At 69.1% G+C, this 21,728-nt stretch carries 13 protein-coding genes; 8 read left to right on the plus strand and 5 right to left on the minus strand.

Annotated elements, in window-relative coordinates:
* Position 1 precedes the first annotated feature (1 nt).
* Positions 2-6,868: a type I polyketide synthase gene (locus AB0E94_RS22730; RefSeq protein WP_360329133.1), complete on the minus strand. Its 6,867-nt coding sequence runs from the start codon at positions 6,866-6,868 to the stop codon at positions 2-4.
* Positions 6,869-6,955: 87 nt separating this feature from the next.
* Entirely contained in the window at positions 6,956-7,432 is a 477-nt protein-coding gene (locus tag AB0E94_RS22735; RefSeq protein ID WP_360329135.1) for a flavodoxin/nitric oxide synthase, read from the minus strand.
* A 1,373-nt stretch (positions 7,433-8,805) separates the two neighbouring features.
* Here AB0E94_RS22735 and AB0E94_RS22740 point away from each other — a divergent pair.
* Positions 8,806-9,039 carry a hypothetical protein gene (locus AB0E94_RS22740; protein WP_360329137.1) on the plus strand — a complete coding sequence of 78 codons (234 nt, stop codon included), beginning with the start codon at positions 8,806-8,808 and terminating at the stop codon, positions 9,037-9,039.
* A 170-nt stretch (positions 9,040-9,209) separates the two neighbouring features.
* Here AB0E94_RS22740 and AB0E94_RS22745 read toward each other — a convergent pair whose 3' ends face one another.
* Positions 9,210-9,764, minus strand: a complete 555-nt coding sequence (locus AB0E94_RS22745) for a helix-turn-helix domain-containing protein (protein ID WP_360329138.1) — start codon at positions 9,762-9,764, stop codon at positions 9,210-9,212.
* A gap of 83 nt (positions 9,765-9,847) precedes the next feature.
* Between AB0E94_RS22745 and AB0E94_RS22750 the strand changes: the two genes are divergently transcribed.
* From AB0E94_RS22750 to AB0E94_RS22780, 7 genes are all read left to right on the plus strand, one after another.
* The gene (locus tag AB0E94_RS22750) at positions 9,848-10,771 is read left to right on the plus strand and encodes an ABC transporter ATP-binding protein (protein ID WP_360329140.1); all 924 of its coding nucleotides are present in this window, start codon (positions 9,848-9,850) and stop codon (positions 10,769-10,771) included.
* The gene (locus tag AB0E94_RS22755) at positions 10,768-12,327 is read left to right on the plus strand and encodes a hypothetical protein (RefSeq protein WP_360329141.1); all 1,560 of its coding nucleotides are present in this window, start codon (positions 10,768-10,770) and stop codon (positions 12,325-12,327) included. Before AB0E94_RS22750 ends, AB0E94_RS22755 begins: the two co-directional genes overlap by 4 nt.
* Positions 12,328-12,518: 191 nt before the next feature.
* The gene (locus AB0E94_RS22760; RefSeq protein WP_360329142.1) at positions 12,519-13,541 is read left to right on the plus strand and encodes a SidA/IucD/PvdA family monooxygenase; all 1,023 of its coding nucleotides are present in this window, start codon (positions 12,519-12,521) and stop codon (positions 13,539-13,541) included.
* A 496-nt stretch (positions 13,542-14,037) separates the two neighbouring features.
* Positions 14,038-14,346, plus strand: coding sequence for an STAS domain-containing protein (locus AB0E94_RS22765; protein ID WP_360329144.1), 309 nt, complete (start codon positions 14,038-14,040; stop codon positions 14,344-14,346).
* Positions 14,347-14,462: 116 nt separating this feature from the next.
* Positions 14,463-14,933 (plus strand): response regulator, encoded by a 471-nt coding sequence (locus AB0E94_RS22770; RefSeq protein ID WP_360329146.1) that lies wholly within the window; start codon positions 14,463-14,465, stop codon positions 14,931-14,933.
* 409 nt (positions 14,934-15,342) lie between these two features.
* Positions 15,343-17,079, plus strand: a complete 1,737-nt coding sequence (locus AB0E94_RS22775) for a PAS domain S-box protein (RefSeq protein WP_360329148.1) — start codon at positions 15,343-15,345, stop codon at positions 17,077-17,079.
* 225 nt (positions 17,080-17,304) lie between these two features.
* Positions 17,305-18,513, plus strand: a complete 1,209-nt coding sequence (locus AB0E94_RS22780) for a globin domain-containing protein (RefSeq protein ID WP_360329150.1) — start codon at positions 17,305-17,307, stop codon at positions 18,511-18,513.
* Between the two features lie 1,507 nt (positions 18,514-20,020).
* Here AB0E94_RS22780 and AB0E94_RS22785 read toward each other — a convergent pair.
* A complete protein-coding gene (locus tag AB0E94_RS22785; protein WP_360329152.1) occupies positions 20,021-20,221 on the minus strand; it encodes a hypothetical protein in 201 nt (66 codons plus the stop codon).
* Positions 20,218-21,462 (minus strand): NarK/NasA family nitrate transporter, encoded by a 1,245-nt coding sequence (locus AB0E94_RS22790; protein WP_360329154.1) that lies wholly within the window; start codon positions 21,460-21,462, stop codon positions 20,218-20,220. Before AB0E94_RS22790 ends, AB0E94_RS22785 begins: the two co-directional genes overlap by 4 nt.
* Positions 21,463-21,728: the final 266 nt, after the last annotated feature.

The raw sequence follows: 21,728 nt of genomic DNA on the forward strand, positions 1-21,728 counted from the left end.
GTCAGGCCCTTTCCTCGGCGGCGTCATGTAGGCCTTCCTCAAGCAGTTCCAGTCGTTGCAGCAGAAGCGCCTCGACGTCGCCGTCGCTGAGCGCCGCGATGTCGTCGTCGCTGAGCCCGTCCATGTCGAGTTCCGGCTCGCCGTGCCCGGTGGTTGGCGGCGGCACGGCGGGGCCGGCGGCGGTCGGCGCGTCGAGCGGGATCCCCATCCGTTCGGCGAGGAACGGTGCGAGCGCGTCGATGGTGGGGTAGCGCCAGGCGAGCGTGGCCGGCAGGGCGGCCTCGACGGCGGTCTCCAGGCCCTTCTTGACTTCCAGGGCCATCAGCGAGTCCAGGCCCATGCTGGTGAACGGCGCGGTGGCGTTGACGCGGGCCGGGTCCATCCGCAGTACCCGGCCGACCTCCTGCCGGCACCGATCGACGAGGACGGTGCGGCGCCGCCGTCCGGGCTCCACTGCGAGCAGAGCCCGGCGTAGTTCACCGGTCCGGCTGTCCCCCTCCGGCGCGGGTTTGCCGGACTGGAGCGCCTGCTGCGCGTCGGGTAGGTCGTCGAGCAGCGGGCGGGGGCGTGCCGCGGCGTAGGCGGGGGCGAACAGCGACCAGTCGACGTCGGCGACGACAAGGGTGGTCTCGTCGCGGCCCAAGGCGCGGTCCAGCGCCACGAGGGCCGGGCCGGCCGGCATGAGACGCAGCCCTCGGCGGGCCAGTTCGTGTTCGTGTTCGTCGTGGGCCCGCCCTGCCCATGGGCCCCACTGCATCGCGGTGGCCGTCAGGCCGAGGCTGCGGCGGTGCTCGGCAAGAGCGTCCAGGTAGGCGTTGGCGGCGGAGTAGGCGCATTGGCGGCCGCTGCCCCACACCCCCGTGATGGAGGAGAAGAGCACGAACGCGTCGAGCGGGCCGGGCAGCAGGTCGTGCAGGTGCTGGGCGCCCGCGTCCTTGCCGGCGATCACCTGGGCCAGCTCTGCGGTGGTGGTGGCGACGAGCGGTTTCACCAGGGAGACGTCACCGGCGATGTGGAACACGGCACGGACCGGGTCACCGTCTGCTTCCAGCCCGGTCAGCAGTGCGGCGACGGCGTCCCGGTCGGCTGCGTCGCAGGCGGCCAGGGTGACCCGGGCGCCCAGCTTCGTGAGTTCCGTTTCGAGGTCCGCCGCGCCGGGGGCTGTGGGGCCTCGTCTGCTGGCGAGGACCAGGTGCCGGGCGCCGCGCCGGGCGAGCCAGCGCGCCAGGTCGGCGCCGAGCGCACCGGTGCCGCCGGTGACGAGAACGGTCCCCTCGGGCCGGTACGCGGGCGGCTCGGAGTCGTCGGACGGCGCCCGGACCAGCCGCCTGGCCAGCAGCCCGGTCGGTCGCACCGCGATCTGGTCTTCATGGTCGCGATTGCTCAGGGCGGCAGCCAGCCGATCGCCGGCGGCTGCGTCGAGCGGGCCGGCCACGTCGACGAGGCCGCCCCAGCGTTCGGGATGTTCCAGGCCGGCCACCCGGCCCAGTCCCCAGGTCAGCGCCTGCACCGGTCGGTTGGGCGGGTCGTGCGGTCCGGTGCCGACGGCGCCGCGGGTGAGAAGCCAGAGCGGCGCGGTCGCGCCGAGGTCGCCCAGCGCCTGCACGAGTGCCAGGGTTTGGGCGGTTCCGCGGGCCAGAGCGGGGTGGTCGGGCACGGGTGTCTCGTCCAGGGCGAGCAGTGACACGACGGCGCGCAGGTCGGGTTGCCGGGCCGGGCCGTCGAGCGCTGCGGCGAGGGCCGTGTGGTCGGCGTCCTCGGCGACGGCGGTCTCGACGACGGTGCCGCCGTGCGCGGTGATCGCCGCGCGTACCCATCCGGTCAGCTCGTCCGTGATCAATCCGGTCGGTGTCACGATCAGCCAGGTGCCGGGCAGCGCAGCCGGCTGCGCCGGACCGGCGGTCGGGGTCCAGTCGATCCGATAGCGCCAGGCGTCGGCGGTGTGCCGGTCGCGGCTGTCGCGATGCCAGGCCGCGAGGGTGGGGAGTACGGTGGCGAGGGCGTCGCGCTCGTCGGTCCCGGCGATGCGCAGCACACGGGCAAGTTCTTCCAGATCATTTTGCTCGACGCTTCGCCAGAGCGTTTCGTCGGCGGCGAAGGTCGGCGTAGGCGTTCCCTGCGCCGGTTGGTGCGGGCTTTGGGGGTTTGGTTGCTCGATGTCGGGCAGCCAGTGACGGTCACGCTGCCAGGGATAGGCGGGCAGCGGCACGATCGGCGGTGTGGCTCCGTACCGGCGCGTCCAGTCGACCTGGAGGCCGGCGCGGTACAGCCAGCCGAGTTCGCCGAGCAGCGCGGCACGGTCGGGATGATCACGGTGCAGCGACGCGACGGCCGTTCCCTGCGATCCGCGGGTTTCGAGTTTTTCGGTGAGCGCGCCGACGAGCATGGGATGGCCGGAAATCTCGACGAAGTAGTCGTGTCCGGCATCAAGAAGGGCGTCGATGGCCCTGTCGAGCAACACTGGTCGGCGCAGGTTCGTCGCCCAATACCCGGCGTCCAACTGCGTACCCTCGATGATCTGCCCGGTGACGGTCGAGACGAGAGTGCGGGCTGTCGGGCGCGGGGTGAGGCCGGCGACCGCCTCGCGCAGTTCGTCCTGCAGCGGGTCCATCTGAGGGCTGTGGGAGGCGTAGTCGACCGACTCGAGGATCCGGCAGAACGTTCCCTGCTCGTCGAGGGTCGCGGCGAGCCGTTCGACCGCCGCGGTCTCGCCTGAGATGACCGTCGACGTCGGGCTGTTGCTCGCGGCGACCGAGACCGATCCGTCGCCGAGCCGGTCCAGGATCCGCTGCGTCTGGTCGAACGTGGCGCCGACGACGGCCATCTTGCCCCGGCCGATCACGGCACGGATCACCCGGCCTCGGTGCAGGGCGACGCGCAGCGCGTCGTCGAGATCGAGTGCGCCGGCCACGTGAGCGGCGGCGATCTCCCCGACGCTGTGCCCGACCACCGCGTCCGGTTCGATGCCCCATGAGCGCCACAGGGCAGCGAGGGCGATCTGCAGCGCACAGGTGGCGGGTTGCACCACACCGGGGTCGGTGAGCTGGGAACGCTCCGGTGCCATGGTGAGCTGACCGATCAACGACCAGTCGACATGCTGGCGCAGCGAGACGTCGCAGCGTTCCAGTGCGTCGCGGAAAACCGGTTCCTGGTCGAGCAGGTCGGCGGCGAGCGGCCACCATCGCGGGCCCTGGCCGGAGAAGACGAACGCGACGCGGGACCGGGCGCCGGTGCTCTGGGCGCCGTGGGCCACGGCGGGGTGGTCCTCACCGCGCGCGAACGCGGCCAGACCGTCACGAAGTTCGGCCGCTGATCGGCCGACGCAGGCCAGTCGCTGGGCGTGGTGGGTCCGGCGTACCGCGGCCGTGGCGCAGTACTGCGCCACGATGGAGTCCGCGTCCGGCGCGTTCAGCTGGGTGGCGTGCCGGGCGGCGAGTTCACGCAGCGCCTGTTCGGTCGGTGCGGAGACGGTGAGCAGGTGGACGCCGGGACGGTTGTTCTTCTGCGGCGCGGCCGGTGGCGGAGCCTGCTGCAGAACCAAGTGGGCGTTGGTGCCGCCGAAGCCGAATGAGCTCACGCCGGCCAGTGCCGGACCGTCGGCGGCCGGCCAGGGCTGTGCGGTGTCGGCCACCCGCAGCGCCAGGTCCTCGAAGGGAATGTGCGGGTTGGCGTCGCGGAAATGCAGGCTCGCCGGGATCCGGTGGTGCCGCAGCATCAGGGCGACCTTGATCAGGCCGGCGATTCCGGCGGCGGCTTCCAGGTGGCCGAGGTTCGTCTTGACCGAGCCGACCAGGCAGGGCCGGGCGCGGTCGCGGCCCACGGAGGTCACGGCCGCGAGTGCCTTCGCCTCGATGGGGTCGCCGAGCAGGGTGCCGGTGCCGTGCGCCTCGACGTAGCCGACCTCGTGCGGGGCGACTCCTGCTCGTGCGTAGGCGGTGCGCAGGACCGCTTCCTGGGCGCGCGGGTTGGGTGCCATCAGGCCGTTGGTCCTGCCGTCCTGGTTCACCGCGCCGCCGCGGATGACGGCGTAGACGGTGTCGGCGTCGCGCAGGGCCGCGGACAGCGGCTTCAGCACCACCACGCCGGCGCCCTCGGCGCGGACGTAGCCGTCGGCGCGCGCGTCGAACGTCTTGCAGCGCCCGTCGCGGGCCATCGCCCCTGCTTTGGCGAAGTTGATGGCCAGCGCCGGGGAGAGGATGAGGTTCACGCCACCGGCGAGGGCGAGTGTGCAGTCGCCTTGGGCGATACTCGTGCAGGCCTGTTGCACGGCGACCAGGGAGGACGAGCAGGCGGTGTCGATGGCCAGGCTGGGTCCGCGCAGGTCGAACAGGTAGGAGAGGCGGTTGGCGGCGATGCTGAGCGCGTTGCCGGTTCCGGTGTGCGCGTCGATCTGGTCGTGCCGCTGGAACTGCAGGTGGCCGTAGTCGTTGGTGGCGATGCCGACGAACACGCCGGTGGCTGTGCCGGCGAGGCGCTCCGGGACGATGCCCGCATCTTCCAGCGCCTCCCAGGCGACCTCGGCGAGCAGCCGCTGCTGCGGGTCCATGCGGGCGGCTTCACGCGGGGAGATCCCAAAGAACGCCGGGTCGAACCGGTCGACGTCGCGCAGGAATCCGCCCCACCGGGTGGTGGTCTTCCCAGGCTGGGTGGGGTCCTCGTCAAAGAAGTCCTCGGCGTTCCAGCGGTCGGCGGGGACCTCCGTCACCGCGTCGCGGCCTTCGGTGAGCAGCTGCCAGAACTGGTCCGGTCCGTCGGCGCCGCCCGGGAAGCGACAGCCGACTCCGATGATCGCGATCGGCTCTGTGCCGAGCTCGGTCACCGCCGGGGTGGATGACAGCCCGGTCGCGTCGGCGCCGTCGGCCAGGAACGTCGCCAGGGCGTCGACCGTCGGGTATTCCCAGGCCAGGGTGACCGGCAGTTTACGGCCGGTCCACCGCTCCAGTTCGCCGATCATCCCGACCAGTTCGACCGACTGCAGCCCATAGCTGGCGAGCGGCATCCGCGGGTCGAGGCTTTGGGGGGCTACCCGCAGGCGCGCGGCGAGTTCTTCGATCAAGCGTGTCTGGTATGCCGCGGCCGCGTCGCCGTTCGGTGGGCTGGCCGGCGTGCTGAGCTGCTGCGAAGGGTCTGCGCGGGTGGAGGGAGCGCTCCATCGCTCGACCGCGTCGAGCGTGCCGGTGAGGTAGGCCTGTTTGCAGGCGTAGCGCTGTAGCTTGCCGCTCGACGTCTTGGGGATGCTGCCCGGCCTGACCAGGACGATGTCGTGGACCTGCAGACCATGCTGCTCGGCGATCGCCGCTCGGACGGCGGTGAAGATCTCCTCGGCCGAGGCGCGGGCAGCACCACGTACTGCCTGCACCACGACCAGTTGCTCCGCCTCGCCGGAGTCCACCGCGAACGCGATGCCGGCGCCGTGGCGAAGGGCCGGGTGCGCCTGCTCCATGGTGCGTTCGATGTCCTGCGGATAGTGGTTCCTGCCCGCGATGATGATCAGATCCTTGATCCGGCCGGTGACATACAGTTCGCCGTCGTGCAGGACGCCGAGGTCGCCGGTGCGCAGGAACGGGCCGTCGCCGTCGGGCAGGCGGGCTTCCAGCCGTTCGGCGCTCTCCTCAGGCCGGGCCCAGAATCCGCGGGTGATGCTGGGACCGGACACCCAGATCTCGCCGACCTGCCTATCCGGCAACGGGGCTCCCGTCTCCGGATGGACGATCACCAGCCGATGTCCGGAAATGATCTGCCCGCAGCTGACCAGGCTCCGGGTGCCCGTACCGGGCGCTGCGGGTTCGGCACGGTTCTGCTCCAGCAGGTCGGCGCGTACCCGCAGCACGGGCGGTTCGGTGGCGAGCGCGCCGCCGGTGAGCAGCAGAGATGCTTCAGCCATCCCGTAGCAGGGGTAGAACGCCGAACGGCGGAATCCGTGCGGGGCGAAGGCTCGGGCGAACCGGTCCAGTGTCTCGGCGCGTACCGGCTCGGCGCCGGAGAACGCGACCTGCCAGTTGCTGAGGTCGAGGCCGGCGCGTTCCTGTTCGGAGATCTTGGATACGCACAGGTCGTAGCCGAAGTTCGGGCCGCCGCTGTGGGTCGCGCGGTACTCGGAAACGGCGCGCAGCCAGCGGATGGGCCGTTTGAGGAAGGTCAGCGGTGACATGAACGTCACCGGGTACCCGCGGTAGGCGGGCTCGAGTAGGCCGCCGATGAGTCCCATGTCGTGGTAGGGCGGCAGCCAGATGACGCTGCTCTGCTCGGTGTCGTCGAACATGCGCTGTTCGATGGCCGCCAGGTTGGCGAGGAGATTGCCGTGACTGAGCATCACGCCCTTGGGCCGCCCGGTGGAACCGGACGTGTACTGCAGGAAGGCGAGATCCTGACCTGTCACGCCCGGCCGGCGCCAGTTAGCAGCCGTCGACTCGTCGACGTCGTCGACCGCCAGCCACGGCAGCGCAGCCGTCTGCGGTGCCAGCTCCGCGATCTGACTCGCCATCGCCGTGGCTGCGGCGGGGGCCAGCACCACCGCCGGAGCGGCATCCGCGATCACGTTCAGCAGGCGGGGAAGCATCCGGGGCACGAGGCCTGGTTCGGGCGGATAGGCCGGTACCGCCACCACTCCCGCGTAGAGGCATCCGAAGAAGGCCGCAACGTAGTCGATGCCCGGCGGGTACAGGATCAGAGCCCGGTCGCCGACGGCCGCGTGTTCGCTCAGCGACACGGCGATGGCGCGGGCACGCCGGTCGAGCACCGCGCCGGTGAGCGACTCGACTTGGTCCTGCTCATCGGTCAGGAATCGGTAGAGCGGGCGGTCGGCGCGGCCGAGCAGGACGGCGCCGAAGCGGTCGATGAGCGTCTGGCTGGAGGAAGCCCCCGTCATTTCCACATCTCCATCTCGTGCGGGTGGTCCTGCCATGCAGAGGACAGGCCGTGCGAAGCTGCCCGGGCGCCCACCGTCCCGGGGTTCTCAGGCGAGGGAGGCCCCCCACTGTTCGGCGCGGTCCACCTCGCCGTCGGCGAGCGGGCCCTGCGTCGAGGTGACAAGGAAGCTCGTGCGGGCGATCACCGTGACGGAACGGCGTCGGAGTCGCTTCTCGATGGCCTTCGCCGCGGAGCCGGCGAAGAACCCCGTGCCGGTGACGGTGTCGAACACCGCCACCCGGCAGACCAGATCGCCGGGCAGCGCCTCGAGTAACTCCGCCACGCCGGTGGTGCTCGCCTGGCCGCCCTTCTCGTGGGCCTGGCGACGCGACGCCGGTTTCGGTAGCCCCATGTTGTGGGTGGGGGCACCCAGGATCAGCAGGTCGACACCGGTGAGCGCCGGTCCGGTGGCTGCGTCGCCGATGGTCACGGTGGCGTCGCGGGACTGCAGGCCCACGCGGATCGCCTCAGCGGCGCGTCTGGTGTTGCCGAAGTACGACTCGGTGATCATCAGGACGTTCATCTCGGCTCCTCGGTACGGCGGTCGGGCCTGGCCACGGACGGGACCCGGCATCGTGTCGGACGCGGCCGTGGCAGCCACCGCCGGTCGCTGCCGGCCAGCCGGCCGCACGACGTTGTGCTGCCAGGGACGGTTGGAGGACAGATCGCAGCACCAGCCGGGCAGGGTGAAACCGCCCTTGTCCGCCGGGGCGCCAGGACGTGGCTGTTTCGTCAGCGTCGCCGCAGGATCAGCGACAGAGACCCGGCACGGCGACGCGGGCTGGCGGCACCGTCGGCGATCATGGTCCCCGCCGGGCACGGTTCCCAGGCGACCCCGCCGGTGTGCCGAAGGTCAGCGAGCCGGAAGGTTTGGCCGGGAATGATCGCTCTGAGCCGGTCCTGGGTGCAGTGCGCACCCGGCTACGGTGCCCTCGACGCGCCACCACGCGCGGTGGCGCAGCGGTTCTTGAGATGTCCGACAGCGTCGGTCGATGGAACTCATCGCTCCCCCAAAGCGAAGATCCTGCGCCTTGCTCGTACGAGCAGGGCGTGAGCAGAGCACGGTGCTGCATGCCGGACGAGATCGCTGCCGCTTCGCCGGCCGGTCTTGTGCAGGCATCCGCACAAAATCCATTTAGGACAGTCATGGTGGTCGGGTCGAACACCCTTACCGACAGACTCCCGATGTCCACGGAGAGTGTCAACGCCGTGAACCACCGAGACGCCACGCTTACCTGACGTTACGTCACACTTACACACAGCCATTGTGGCTGGATCTTCCGCAGCCCTCCAACACGGCGAACAAACGTCCGCGACATGCGCGACAAGATCATTAAAGACGGATTATTGCCTGTTCAGCCCATCCGTTAGCAACCACACAGAGCCGTGGAGCCCCCGGATGCGCTTCCCTGAAGACCGGTCATCGTGTTATCCGGACTGAATGGACGATGCGCTGATTCGGTTCCCGTGAGTGAGGATGACCAGCCCCTCGAAGCCGTTGACGCGGCAGGCGGGGTGCCGTCGCAGGCGGCGTGAACCGGGCCGCGAGCGGCAGCGAGCGGACAACACTGCGGGGCGCCCCGGGTGATCAGCGGCACCTTCGGGCGACTTCCGGGTATCGATCCCTCGAAGCAGCCGGCAGGCCGGCGCGACCACGGTCCCGCTGCGGCTGGCCGAAGGTCCTACCCGCCGGGCTGTTGTGCTCTGCACGCGCGCCGCGGCCGCGACGACGATGGGTATCGAGCCCACCGGCCATCTTTCCGAGAAGGTCACCATGACCTGCCTTTTTCGCTGCCCGGCCACCATCCACGCGCCGGCGGCCACGCGACAGCGCGGCGACACCGCGAGCCGCGCCCGGACACCGGGTAACACTCCCCGGCACCGGACGTGGTCATCATGAATGGCCCCGCCGACTTCGAGGCCACCAACGCCGACGCCATGGTCGCCAGCCGCCGGGCCGACACCGCCCGGCGTCGCCAGCGAGTGCTCGACGCAGTGGAACTCGCCGCCGCCCAGGGCGACGGCGTCACCGTCAGCGACGTCGCCCGGATGGCACGCGTTCATCGCGCTTTCATCTACCGGCACCCGGACCTACTCGAGCGCGTCCGGTCACTGGAGCACCACGAATAGATCCTGGGGTGCGCAGCCACCGACCGGCGGGCCGGCATGACCGCCACCGGTGCACACCTGACGGATGGGGCCACCCAGCCCCACCACCCTTTAGATCGAAAGTTATCGATTTTCCGAGGGTTCGTCAACGCCCGGCTTGGCGGCACCGAGAGCCCGGGGCGACCGGCGGGCTAACTCGCCGCGCCACCCAGCGCCGCCATCGCCTCGCGGGCGTAGTCACCGATCGGGCGGCTGCGGCCGTCGCGATGCCACTGCTCCAGCGCGCCGAAATAGACCCCGAAGAGGTAGCCGCGGGCCAGCACCCGAGCCTGGTTCGGCGTGTTCCCGCGCAGGATCAGCACGGGGACGAAGCGCTCCACGAGCTCGTCCAGGGTCGCGTACACGGCGGCCCGGACGACCGGCTCCTCGATCACATAGCGCATCCCCCGCCACGGCTCGTTCTCCCCGGAACCACCGGCGAGGCGCTCCATGGTCGCGGCAGGATCGTCCAGGTCGACGATCTCCTGAAAGACGTCCACGTCCACCGCGGCAAAGCTGTCGATGGTGAAGACCCCCTCCTTGGTCCCGAAGTAGCGATAGAAGGTCGAGGCGGAGACTCCTGCCGCGCGCGCGATGTCGTCGACCGTCACCTGGTGATATCCGCGCCGGTCGAAGAGGTCCATCGCGGTGTCCTGCACCGCCTGGATCACGGCCATCCGGTTGCGCTGGCGCAGGCTCATCGACATCCCGCCAGCATACGGAGCCAGCCAGTGACCTGACTCACACTTTCATACTGAAAGAGACTGTCAACTTGTGTCATCCTGTCAGAATGCACGCCATTGAAGCGGAAGCACTCTGCAAGAGGTTCGGGCGGACACAGGCCCTGGACGGCCTCGACCTTGCCGTTCGGCAGGGCGAGGTGCACGGGTTCCTCGGACCCAACGGCGCGGGCAAGAGCACCACGATCCGCGCTCTGCTGGGCCAGATCAGGCTGGATTCGGGACAGGCCACGATCTTCGGGCTGAACTGCTGGAAGCAGTCCGTGCAGGCGCACCGCCGCCTCACCTATGTTCCCGGCGATGTGGCACTCTGGCCGGGCCTCAGTGGCGGCAGTTGCATCGACATCCTCGGTCGGCTGCAGGGCGGCAACCTCGACCCGAAGCGCCGCGCAGACCTCATCGAGCGGTTCGAGCTTGACCCCACCAAGCGGACGAGGACGTACTCCAAGGGCAACCGGCAGAAGGTCGCCCTGGTCGCCGCCCTGAGCGTCGACGCGGACCTCTACCTGTTCGACGAGCCGACCTCCGGGCTCGACCCGCTGATGGAGCACGTGTTCCAGCAGTGCGTCCGGGAACTCAAAGCCGACGGCCGCACCGTCCTGCTGAGCAGCCACATCCTGTCCGAGGTCGAGGCTCTCTGCGACCGGGTGAGCATCGTGCGCGGCGGCCGGATGGTCCGCGAGGGAACCCTGGCCGACCTGCGCAGCCACACGCTGACGACGGTGACCGCCATCACAGGATCCCCGGTGCCGCGGCTGGCCGGCCTCGACGGCGTCGTGGATCTCACCGCCGAGCAGCAGCCGGACGGCGTGCACACCCGCTTCCGGGTCGACCATACGGACCTGGCGAGCGCTGTCGGGCAGGTCGCCGCGGCCGACCCTACGGCGCTGACCGTGGAACCCCCGAGCCTGGACGAGTTGTTCCTGACGAACTTCCGCGCTGACACGCCCGTCAGCCAGGGGACCCCGGCGTGACCGGGTATTGGCGGCTGGTCGCCGTCAGCCTGCGCACCGCGCCGGCCCAGATCCTCGGCTGGGCCGTCGCCGTCTGCGCGCTCGTCACCACCAGCGCGTCCAGCATCAGCAACAACTACGCCGAACAGGCCGAGCGCGACGCCTACGCAGCCACTTACGTCGGCACCCAGAGCAGCGCCGCTCTGCAGGGCCGCGGTTACAACCTGGACACCCTCGGCGGCATCCTGGCCAACGAGCTCGGCTATCTGACCCTGATCATCGTGCCGTTGATCGGCTTGCACCTGGCGATCCGCTTCACCCGCAGCGTCGAGGACACCGGCCGGCTCGACATCCTGACCGCAGGTCCGGTCCACCGGCTCGCCCCGGCCACCGCGGGGCTGACCGCCGCCGCGCTCACCGCCGCTCTGACCTCTACGCTCAGCGCCGCCGCGCTGATCACGCTCGACTATCCGGTCCCCGGATCCTTGCTGTACGCGGGGGGTCTCGGTGCGTTCATGCTGGTCTTCACCGGCGTCGGCGCCCTGGTGGCGCAGTGCTGCCGGGATGCGCGCACCTCGTATGTCCTGGCCATCGCCTGCTGGATGGTCAGCTACCTAGCCCGTGCCGTTGTCGACGCCCGCGGCGCCGATCTGACCTGGCTGAATCCGCAGTCCTGGCTGGCGGAGATCCGCCCGTTCGCGGACCAGCCGCCGCTGTGGCCGTGGCTCGCCATGGCGTCGACGGCGGCGGTCACGTTTCTGATCGCCGGTGTCGTGGCCGCTCACCGCGATCAAGGGGCCGGGCTCATTCCGCCACGCCCTGGGCCGGCTCAGGCGCCATCCTGGATGAGGACGCCGCTGCGTCTGCTGACCCGGCTCTCGCTCGGAGTCTGTCTCGGCTGGGTGATCGGGACGAGTTTGTTCGCCTTCTCCTTCGGATACCTGACCGAGCAGATCAGCGTCTTGAACGCGCTGGCCGGGTTCACGCAGGATGACAGCGTCGACGCCACCCTGTCGCTGTTCGTTCAGATGAACGCGCTCCTCGCGGCTGCGGCCTCGATCCAGCTCAGCCAATGGCTGGCTGCCGAGGAGACCGCCGGCCGTGTCGGATACGCCCTCGCGAGCCCGGTGAGCAGACGACGCTGGTGGGGTGCCGGCACCTGGCTGGTGACCTCCTGGTCGCTGATCCTGCTGATCTGTACAGGCGTCTGCACCAGCCTCGGAGTCGCGGCCGGTTTCGGTGACCTCGGCTATCTCGATGACGGTGTGGCGGCGACCCTCGCGTACCTGCCGGCGGTGTGGCTCATCACGGTCGCTGCCGTCGTGCTGCAGTCGGTGACTCCTCGCGCGGTCGCCGTCGCGTGGCTGTTCGTCGGCTGGGGCATCGTCGTGTGCCTGCGCGCCGACATGCTCGACGTGCCCGAGTGGGCGAGGCGGCTGTCGCCGCTGTATTGGGTGGGCGCGGTTCCGCGCGACGACTGGGACCGGCCCGCCGCGCTGGCCATGACGGCCGGGGCGCTCGTTCTCGCGGCGGCCGCCGTAGTCGCCTTTCAGCGCAGAGACCTGCGGGCCGGCTGAGCCGCCGCCGTCGGACCGCTTACCGGGGCCACCGAGCGAACCACGGACGGTACGCGTCTCACCGTCGTGATGCCCCGCCCCTCTCCTGTTTCCTGATCCTCCGGCCGCGGCAGCCGGATCCGTCGGACGGGTCTAATCAACCGGCAGCCGAGCACGTGCCACGTCAAAATCCGCAAAGGAAGTGCGATCGCATGGCAACGGATATCAACTGCGCTGTTATCGGAAGTGGCCTCTTCGGCATCCAGGCCGTCCGCGAACTCACCCGCCGTGGAATGTTCGTGGACTGGTACTCGTCCGACCCCAAACCTGGTGGAATCTGGCAGCCCATGCCATGGGGCAAGACCCGCGAAAGCACGGAACTGGTGAATCCGGGATGGTGCATCGCCCCCGAACTAAGAATGAAGCCGACGGTGACGGTCCACGAGTTCCGCGCGCTCTTGAAGTCCTGGTCTGACGAGAACCTCAATCGGCAGCGCCGGCGTTTCCTCACTCGCGTCGACAGCGTCGTCGAGTACGACTCACATGTGTGCGTGGCGACCTCCCAGGGCGAGGCATCATATGCATTCGTCGTCGTTGCGACGGGCCACTACGGGACGCCGAAGATCCCAACCGACTGGACAGGCAACAACTGTTACCACGCCTCCAGCCTGCAGGACCTGTCGCGGATCCAATCCGGGCAGTCGGTCCTCGTGGTCGGAGGCGGACAGAGCGGAGTAGAGATCTGCGAGGAGATCATCGAGGAGCGGCCTGACATCCGGCTCTCGTGGTGCACCGGGCGCAGGGTACGACTGATAACTCGACACTCCTTACTCGCCATGCTGGGAACATGCATTCGCTACTCCACCAGAGGCGAACCGCCTCGTGGATTCGTGATTACCAAGAGCCCTTCCACGGTCTCGGCCAACTGCACGATGACATCGGCCCGCGTCCTGAAAGTCGATGGGAACCGAGTCGAGTTCTCCGATAGGAGTTCTCAACAGTTCGACCACATCATCGCAGCGACCGGATACGCATCACCGGCAGGCCTCGGCGTCGCCGCCCCGTATTCGGCTATAACCAAGGGCATGCGCCTTTCTCCACGTCGTCGAGTCGCCTCCCTGAACTATGACGGCGACGGCTGTGGCGGCGCGTCCATGCGGTGCGCCCGTAAGCAGGCGAATACGGCTGCCCGGTTGTTCGCGGGCATGAGAGAATCAACGAAGTCGCCCGCGTGAGCGGACGACACCAATCAGCTGAACTGACACGAATATCAACCAATACAGCGTGGCCTGAGACTGATCGAAACATCTCCTCTTTGCGCTTGGGCTGGTGTTGCGCTGACGACGATGTGGACGTCGCGGCGGGTTGCCAGTCAGTTGTTTCTGCGGGCAGGTTCCTGCTTTGCCGAGCGCAGGCGCAGGGTGAACACGGCGGCGCCGCCGCTTCCAGTAGTTCCCTGCCGGCCGGGTCGAGGACGCCGAGTTTGCCGCCTGCGGCCAGCGAACACGTCGATCGCGCCCCCTCAACGATGCGCAATCACCACGGTTGGCTGGTTGTGCGGCGACGGTGCCAGGGCGGTCATCGGTACGCAGCGAGCGAGTCACTGCGTGCCCGGCCGCAGTCGCCGGCCGCCGCACAGCGACGCCGCGGTCTTCGCGACAACGGCCAGCCGCCGCCCAGGAACAGCGTTAACCTGATCCGGCACGGCCCGCACGTCAGAGCGGATCATCGATGGAAGTCAGCAGTAGCCGACCGTCGCCCGGGGTATTCCACGTACGGGCCGCCGGCGAGATCGATATGGCGACCGTGGGTACCGTTCAACGGCATCTCGCCGAGGCGATCGGTGCCGACGACACGGTCGAGGTGATCCTGAACCTGGCGGCCGTCACGTTCTGCGACTCCTCTGGTATCGCCGCCTTCGACGAGGCGTACGGCCGGGCCACCACGCGTGGGATCCGGTTCCGTGTCGAGCAGCCGCAGCCGGTCGTATCCCGGATCCTGGAGATCGTCGGTCTGCTGGACGCTCTGACGGGCCGATGAGCATGATGGGCGACGCAGGCCCCCTGGCCGGGTCTGTCCCGGTCTCGTGTCGCCGTTTGCTGATCACCGTGCCGGCCGTACAGTCCCGGTACTGTCCGATTGCCTATCGGCGATAGATGTTTCGAGATGCTGAGGGAGACCCTGGGTCCGTGCGCGTGCTGGATGTACTCATCGTCGATGACGATGCCGCTGACACGCTGATGATCGAGGAGGCGCTGCTCGATACGCCGCAGCCGCCTGCGGTACATCATGTGGCCGACGGGGCGGAGGCAATGCAGTACCTTCGCCGGCAGGGCGTCTACAGGTCCGCGCCGCGCCCGGACCTGATCCTGCTGGATCTGAACATGCCGCGGATGAGCGGGCACGAGGTGCTGGCCGAGGTGAAGTCGGACGCCGACCTCAAGCGGATCCCGATCGTGGTGCTGACCACGTCGAGGGCAATGCATGACGTCACCGCCAGCTACGTCAATCATGCGAACGCGTACGTGACCAAGCCAATGGATCTGGACGCCTTCGAAACCGCGGTACGGACGATCAGGCGTTTCTACAGCGATGTCGCCGTGCTGCCGGCCGACAGCAGTCGCTGAGGCCACGCGGGTGCGCCGGCCGGGACGTACCCCGTTGCGAAGACCGGGCCGGGAGGCCGGCTTCCGCTGAGGGCTGCACGATCCCGGATGACCGTCGAGGTCCCGGCGGGGGTGCCGGCCTGTTGGGCTGTACTCGGCCGAGCGGTCTGACCTCGTCGACGCTGTCAGAAACACGGCCGTCGCGGAGGCGCAGCGGCCTACGCTCGCAGAGTGAGGCCGTCCTCGCGATCGGCCGGTTCCCGGGCGACGCTGCGCCACCTCGCCGGTATGTCGCCGCGGTGACGGTCGTGGCGTCGCAAGCTCTTCGGTGCCCGCGCCTGCGAAAGCCGGGCCAGCCCACCCATGGCGCGGTGACTTTGTCCCTCGACGCAGCGTGGGAGCCATCATGTCCGGACGGGAAGGTGCCAAAGTGTTCAGCGACGACGAGACATACGGAGACGACGATCGGGGCGGCACCACCGGTGACCTGCCCGCCGTGGTTTCCGGTGAGCTCACCGTCGTGTCGGGTGCCCGCGATGCGGTGGTGAGCGCCGACGGGGACCGGCCGTTCCCACCGGACGATTCGCTGTTTCGGCAGCTGGTCGATGCGGCGCCGGACGCGATGGTCGGCGCGGACTGCCGAGGGCGGATCGTGTTCGTCAACGGGCAGGCGCAGCGGTTGTTCGGCTACGGCAGCGACGAGTTGATCGGCCGCCCGATCGAGATCCTGGTACCCACCGAGATCACGGACGCCCACCGTGAGCTGCGGCAACGGTATGTTGCGGCGCCGGTGCACCGGGCGATGGGCAGCGGACAGCCGCTACGGGCACGCCGCAAGGACGGCACGGTGTTTCCCGCCGAGATCAGCCTGAGCGGGCTTCACACCGGCGCCGGGCTGATCGTGTCGGCGGCGGTCCGTGACATCACCGACCGGCTACGGGCTGAGGACGAGCGAGTCCGGTTGCGGGAGGCAGCCGACCGGTCGGCGCTGCAGGCCCAGTTGCAGCGCACCCAGCGGATGGAAAGTCTCGGCCAGCTGGCCGGTGGGGTGGCGCACGATTTCAACAACCTGCTCGCGGTGATCGTCAACTATGCGGCGTTCATCTCCGACAGCGCGCAGGAACAACCCGACGATGCGGCGGCCGACGTATGGGCGGAGGTCCTGCGGGACGCGCAGCAGATCATGCGGGCCGCCCGGCGTGGTGGTGATCTCACCCGGCAGTTACTGGCGTTCGCGAGGCAGGAGGTGGTCCGGCCGCAGGCGGTCGCGTGGGCCACCGTGGTGCACGGGGTGGAGGACATGCTGCGCCGCTCGATCGGTGAGCACATCGCTTTGACGATCACGTGTAGGGGTGACTGCGGGCCGGTGATGGCCGACCCGGGTCAGCTCGATCAGATCCTGGTGAACCTGGCCGTCAACGCCCGCGACGCCATGCCCGATGGCGGGTCATTGACGATCGAGACCGATAGCGTCTTCATCGACGCCGACTACGTCACCCGCGGCCCCGCGGTCAGCCCGGGCGAGTACGCGCGGCTACGGGTCAGCGACTCCGGCACCGGGATGCCGCGCGAGGTGGTCGAGAAGATCTTCGAGCCGTTCTTCACGACGAAGCCGGCCGGGCGGGGTACCGGGCTGGGGCTGGCCATGGTGTACGGCATCGTCACCGGCGCGGCCGGCACGGTCAGCGTCCAGTCGCAGGAGGGATTCGGTACCACGATCACGATTCTGCTGCCGGTGACCGATCAGCGGCCGACCACCGACCATACCGGCGACCTCCGGCGCGACGAGGTGGCCGGTCATGGTGAGACGGTGCTACTGGTCGAGGACGAGCCGAGCCTGCGGCAGGTCTGCCACCGGCTGCTCGACGCCAGCGGCTACCACGTGCTGGCCCCCGACGACACCATCGCCGCAGTCGAACTGGCCAGACAGCATCCCGGGCCGATCGACCTGTTACTGACCGATGTGGTGATGCCCACCATGCTCGGTACCGCCCTGGCCGCCCAGGTGACGGCGAACAGGGACGGGATGAAAGTGCTGTTCATGTCGGGGTATGCCACCCCGATCCTGGCCGACCTTGGCCCTCTCGACCCCGCGATCACGTTGCTGGAGAAGCCGTTCACCCGGCGGGAGTTACTGACCGCTGTCCATCACGCCCTCGCCGGCTGAGCTTTCCAGCACAGGGCTTGCGGCCCCTCCTGCCGTGCCGATGGGTCCCACCTTTGCTGATCCGCCAGCTGCCGACCGGATCGTGGCTACTGTCGGATGAAGATCCGTCCCGTGCGGGCGGGGCGGCAGGCGTGCCCGTCATCGCACGGGGTGCCCATCGAGCAGGCCCGAACGCCGGGTGGCCGCCTGACCGCCGGGCGCCGTCTATCTACGGGAGGTCACATCGTGCTGTCGGACAAGGCACGGCCGATCGTCGAGGCTACGTTGCCGGTGGTCGGCGAACACATCGAACAGATCGCGAACCGGTTCTACCGGCACATGTTCGCAGAACATCCGCAGTTGCAGGACGGGGTGTTCAACCGCGGCAACCAGGCCGAGGGCAGCCAGCCGAAAGCACTCGCCGGGTCGGTGGCCGTGTTCGCCACCGCCCTGGTCAAGAGCCCGCAGCAGTTGCCGGAGCGGTTGCTCACCCGGATCGCGCACAAGCATGCGTCACTGGGCATCAGGCCCGAGCAGTACCAGACCGTGCGCGACAACCTGATGTGGGCGATCGGCGACGTGCTCGGCGACGCGGTCACCCCCGAGGTTGCCGCAGCGTGGGACGAGGTGTACTGGCTGATGGCGTACGCGCTGATCCATCAGGAACGTGGCCTGTACAGCGCCCGCGGGGTGACCGCCGAACGGGTGTGGCGGCAGTGGCGGGTCGCCAGCAAGATCCAGGAGACCAGCGATGTCACCCTGTTCGCGATGCAGCGTGTCGACGACCGGCCCGTCAAGACGTCGCTGCCCGGGCAGTACATCTCCGTCAACGTGAAAATGCCGGACGGGCTGCGCCAGCCGCGCCAGTTCAGCTTGACCCGCGCCGATGACGGAGAGCACCGCTACTTCGCTGTCAAACGCGTGCACGGTGGCGGGAAACCCGACGGGGAGGTGTCGAACCTGCTGTGTGAACGGGTGCAGGTCGGTGACGAGCTCACGATGAGCGTGCCGTACGGCGACGTGGTCCTCGACGACGGCGGCCGGCCGGTCGTGTTCGTCAGCGCCGGGATCGGTGTCACCCCGATGGCCGGGATGATCTCGCACCTGGTCGCCGCCGGTTCACATTTGAAGGTGACCCTGCTGCACGCCGACGCGAACGAGGCCGCGTTCCCGCTACGGCGCCAGATCGCCGCCGACCTGGCCCGGTTGCCCGGTTCGGCCCTGCGGGTCTGGTACGAGGACGGTTCCGGCAGCGAACTGCCCGTCGCCGGCACGCACGCCGGCATGATGGACCTGTCCGGCATCGACCTGCCGGACAAGGCGGTGTACTACCTGTGCGGGCCGATCGCGTTCATGCAGGCGATCCGTTCCGGTCTGCTCGACCGTGGTGTGTCGGTACACGACATCCAGTACGAGGTGTTCGGCCCGGACCTGTGGCAGGCCGACACCGACTGACCGCCCGCCGTACCGATTGTGGCCGCTCACGCCGTGGGCGGCTGCTGTCGTTGCGGCGCCGGGTTCTATCGGATGTGCTGGCCGGGCAGTCCGCTGCTGGTGCAGGACCGGACGGCGTCGACGGTTTCCCGGAACGCCCAACCGCTGCCGCAACACCTTCGATCGCCGAGCGGGCTGCACCTGACCCTTGTCCCGTGCCACCCAACGCCCACACCGACCGTTCGGACATGCCCAGCCCTCGTGCGGCCAACCGCACAACGGACCGCGACATGCGACAGCTCGATCAGCCGGCACACCGCAGCGCCCGGTGCTCACCGGCACCCGGCCGCCATCGAGCGCCTCCCTCAGCCGCGCCTACACGCGCGATCAACCTGCTGGAAGGTCAGCTTCGCTGACTGTTGAGCGCCAGCTGCATGTCCGAGCAAGCGCCAGATATGTCCGCGCTATGCGTGTCACTCGAAAGAGTGGAATACGGGTCGGCCGGAGCATGCGTCGCAAGTGTCTTGAGAAGCCCGAACACCGGCTCCTCCAAGATCCTCAGCCGTGGGCGACTCAACGATCTCGGTCGAACCGGCAACCGTCAAACACGAGCGCATGATTACATACATATATGACACGATATGACGTAGAGAAAGCCATTAAAACGGACATCGAGCAGGCGGGCGACCCGATCATGACGGTGGACAGTGGAACACCTGTCACTACTCAGGGCGCTGTTGATCAACCGCCTGTCGTACAGGAACGAGGACGTGAGGTGACGACCTCGTCGCTGAGCAGCGATGGAGGCGTTGGGCCATCCGCGGGAGAGACTCGCGGCCCAGGTCGCGGCCTCATGAAGCGGCGTCAGACTCGAAAAGAGCAGCGCCCATGCCCGCGCAGGGATGGAACCGGCCCGGGTGGAAACGGCCCGGGCCGCGGCCCCATGAAGCGGCGGACTAAAAAGAGACCGGGCCCGAAGCCACGTGGAGATCGCGCGCCGGAGCCTGACGAACGCACCATGATTCATCCTCCTGAGGGCCGTCCTGCGATGCCTGCCGACAAAGGCCTGGTGGCGGCGTGGGTCGGCGCGGGAGCTGCGCTGGGCGCGGCCCTCATCACTGCGACCGGCGCAGTCGTCGCCCCACGGCCAGAGCCTGAGTCCTGCGCCACAGTCATCACCGAGTGGCGGGCGGCAGTTGTCGGCGATGAGAAGCAGGCTCGGGCTCTCATCGCCAAGGACCTCCGCGGCAAGTCGACCATCGATCAAGACGAGTCGGCTATTCGGTGCCGTGTAACTGACACGATGCTGCTCGACTGGTCTAGGCTGACACCGTTGAATACAGACCCCAGCTCAGCCCAGAACAACACTAAAGCTGACGGTTGATCGAGGTCTCCCACGGCGCCGGAGACCGCTGCTGAGTCGAGATGCCGCACAGCCCCCGGCTCGACCTGCTCACCGCCGAACAGCACGCCAACCTCACCGACGGGGACAACCACCGCGAGCCACGCACCGACAACCAGACCCGTGCTATTGGCCGCGCACGTCCTCGGCCTGCTCCCGGCCTACCAGGACCAGCGCGGGACTGTCTCCCGAAAGCTCTGCTGCTGACGACCCACCGCAGATCTGGCCAATCCTGCCGCCGGCCTCGGGCTGGTCTCCGCCGCGCTCGTCGTGTTCGCGGGTGAGTTCACCGATCGTGGTGATGCCCTGGCCGGCCGCAGTGCTCACACATGGGCGATCTTCCCGCCGGCGGTGTTGTCGCGGCCGGTGCTGCGTCCGACTGACAGCACGTCCAGCAGCAGGGCGGCGAGGGCGACGACGGCGAGCAGGGCCAGGCCGAGAGCGTAGGACTGGAACTGGCCGTAGATCGAGCCCATCACCAGTGGGGGGATGAACCCGCCGAGTCCGCCGGCGGCGCCGACGATGCCGGTGACCGAGCCGACCTGGTTGGCCGGTGCGCTCTGGGCGACCAAGGCGAAGGTGGCTCCGCTGCCGGCGCCGAGAGCGGCGGCCATCGCCAGGAACGCGATCGTACCCAGTGGGGCCAGGCCCGGCGTGAACGCCTGCACGACAGCGCCCGCGATGACTATCCCCAAGGCGACGGCCAGGACCCGGGACGGGGCGACCTTGTCCGACAGCCAGCCACCGACCGGCCGCATGATCACGGCGAGCAGCACGAACCCGGCCATCCGGTTGGCGGCGTCGGCCTGGGTGAGCCCGTAGGCGGTCTTCAGGTAGGCGGGCAGGTAGACCGAGAACGCGACGTAGCCGCCGAACGCGACCGCGTACAGCGCCGATGCCTGCCAGGTGATCTTCAGCCGGAGGGTCGCGGCGAGCCTGGTGGCCAGTGGCGCGGTCGGCACCGTCCGGTCCGGGGCGTCACGCAGCAGGGTCCAGGCGAGCACGGCGTAGACGGCGAGCACCGCGGCGGTGATCAGGAACGGGGTGCTGGTGCTGCCCGCGTCGACGAGTTTGACCGTGGTGAGGGCACTGATCGCGGTGCCGCCCATGCCCGCGCCGAACACGCCGACGGCGAAGCCGCGCCGGTGCGGCGGGAACCAGGCGTTGACGAACGGGACGCCGACGGCGAAAGCGGTGCCGCCGATGCCGAGGAAGAACCCGCCGACCAGCAGTGCGGTGAGGGAGTCGTGACCGAACATGCCGAGGTACAGCACCGGGATGATGGTGGTCAGCGACACGAGCGGGAACATGATCCGGCCGCCGAAGCGGTCGGTGAGCGCGCCGACCGGGATCCGGCCGACCGAGCCGACCACAACCGGGACCGCGACCAGCAGGGCCTGCTGGAACGAGGTCAGGTCGAGCGCTGCGGTGAACCGGACCGCGAGCGGGCTCAGCAGCGCCCAGGCCCAGAAGTTGACCGCGAACCCGATGGTGGCCAGCGTCAGCATCAGCCCGGGCCGGCCGGTCTGCTCGGCGGCCCGCGCGGTGCGCGACGACGAAGTGCTCATGGCGATCTCCGCAGCATGTTCGACATCGAAAAAGTGAGGGCGGACCTGGCCGGCCCGTCCCGTTCCGGCCTGCGCTGGTGCCCCGCGGACCCGCCCTGTCAGGGTGGCTGGTTCGCGGTCCTGCCCTAGGGTCGCCGCACGTCAGGCTCGGGCGACAGGGACTTTGTACCCGGTCAGTCGAGGCTAATGCCGGTGTCCCCACCGCCGCCCCTTATCCACGCTTACCGATGCAGGTGTTCGGGTGCCATCAGGATCCGCGCGAATAG

Source organism: Actinoplanes sp. NPDC026670, assembly GCF_040638175.1.
Classification (GTDB): Bacteria; Actinomycetota; Actinomycetes; order Mycobacteriales; family Micromonosporaceae; genus Actinoplanes.

Coding starts and splice junctions, on each gene's coding strand:
- AB0E94_RS22730 (WP_360329133.1), bottom strand. CDS start 6,868: ATGACGGGGGCTTCCTCCAGCCAGACGCTCATCGACCGCTTCGGCGCC.
- AB0E94_RS22735 (WP_360329135.1), bottom strand. CDS start 7,432: ATGAACGTCCTGATGATCACCGAGTCGTACTTCGGCAACACCAGACGC.
- AB0E94_RS22740 (WP_360329137.1), top strand. CDS start 8,806: ATGAATGGCCCCGCCGACTTCGAGGCCACCAACGCCGACGCCATGGTC.
- AB0E94_RS22745 (WP_360329138.1), bottom strand. CDS start 9,764: ATGTCGATGAGCCTGCGCCAGCGCAACCGGATGGCCGTGATCCAGGCG.
- AB0E94_RS22750 (WP_360329140.1), top strand. CDS start 9,848: ATGCACGCCATTGAAGCGGAAGCACTCTGCAAGAGGTTCGGGCGGACA.
- AB0E94_RS22760 (WP_360329142.1), top strand. CDS start 12,519: ATGGCAACGGATATCAACTGCGCTGTTATCGGAAGTGGCCTCTTCGGC.
- AB0E94_RS22765 (WP_360329144.1), top strand. CDS start 14,038: ATGGAAGTCAGCAGTAGCCGACCGTCGCCCGGGGTATTCCACGTACGG.
- AB0E94_RS22770 (WP_360329146.1), top strand. CDS start 14,463: ATGTTTCGAGATGCTGAGGGAGACCCTGGGTCCGTGCGCGTGCTGGAT.
- AB0E94_RS22790 (WP_360329154.1), bottom strand. CDS start 21,462: ATGAGCACTTCGTCGTCGCGCACCGCGCGGGCCGCCGAGCAGACCGGC.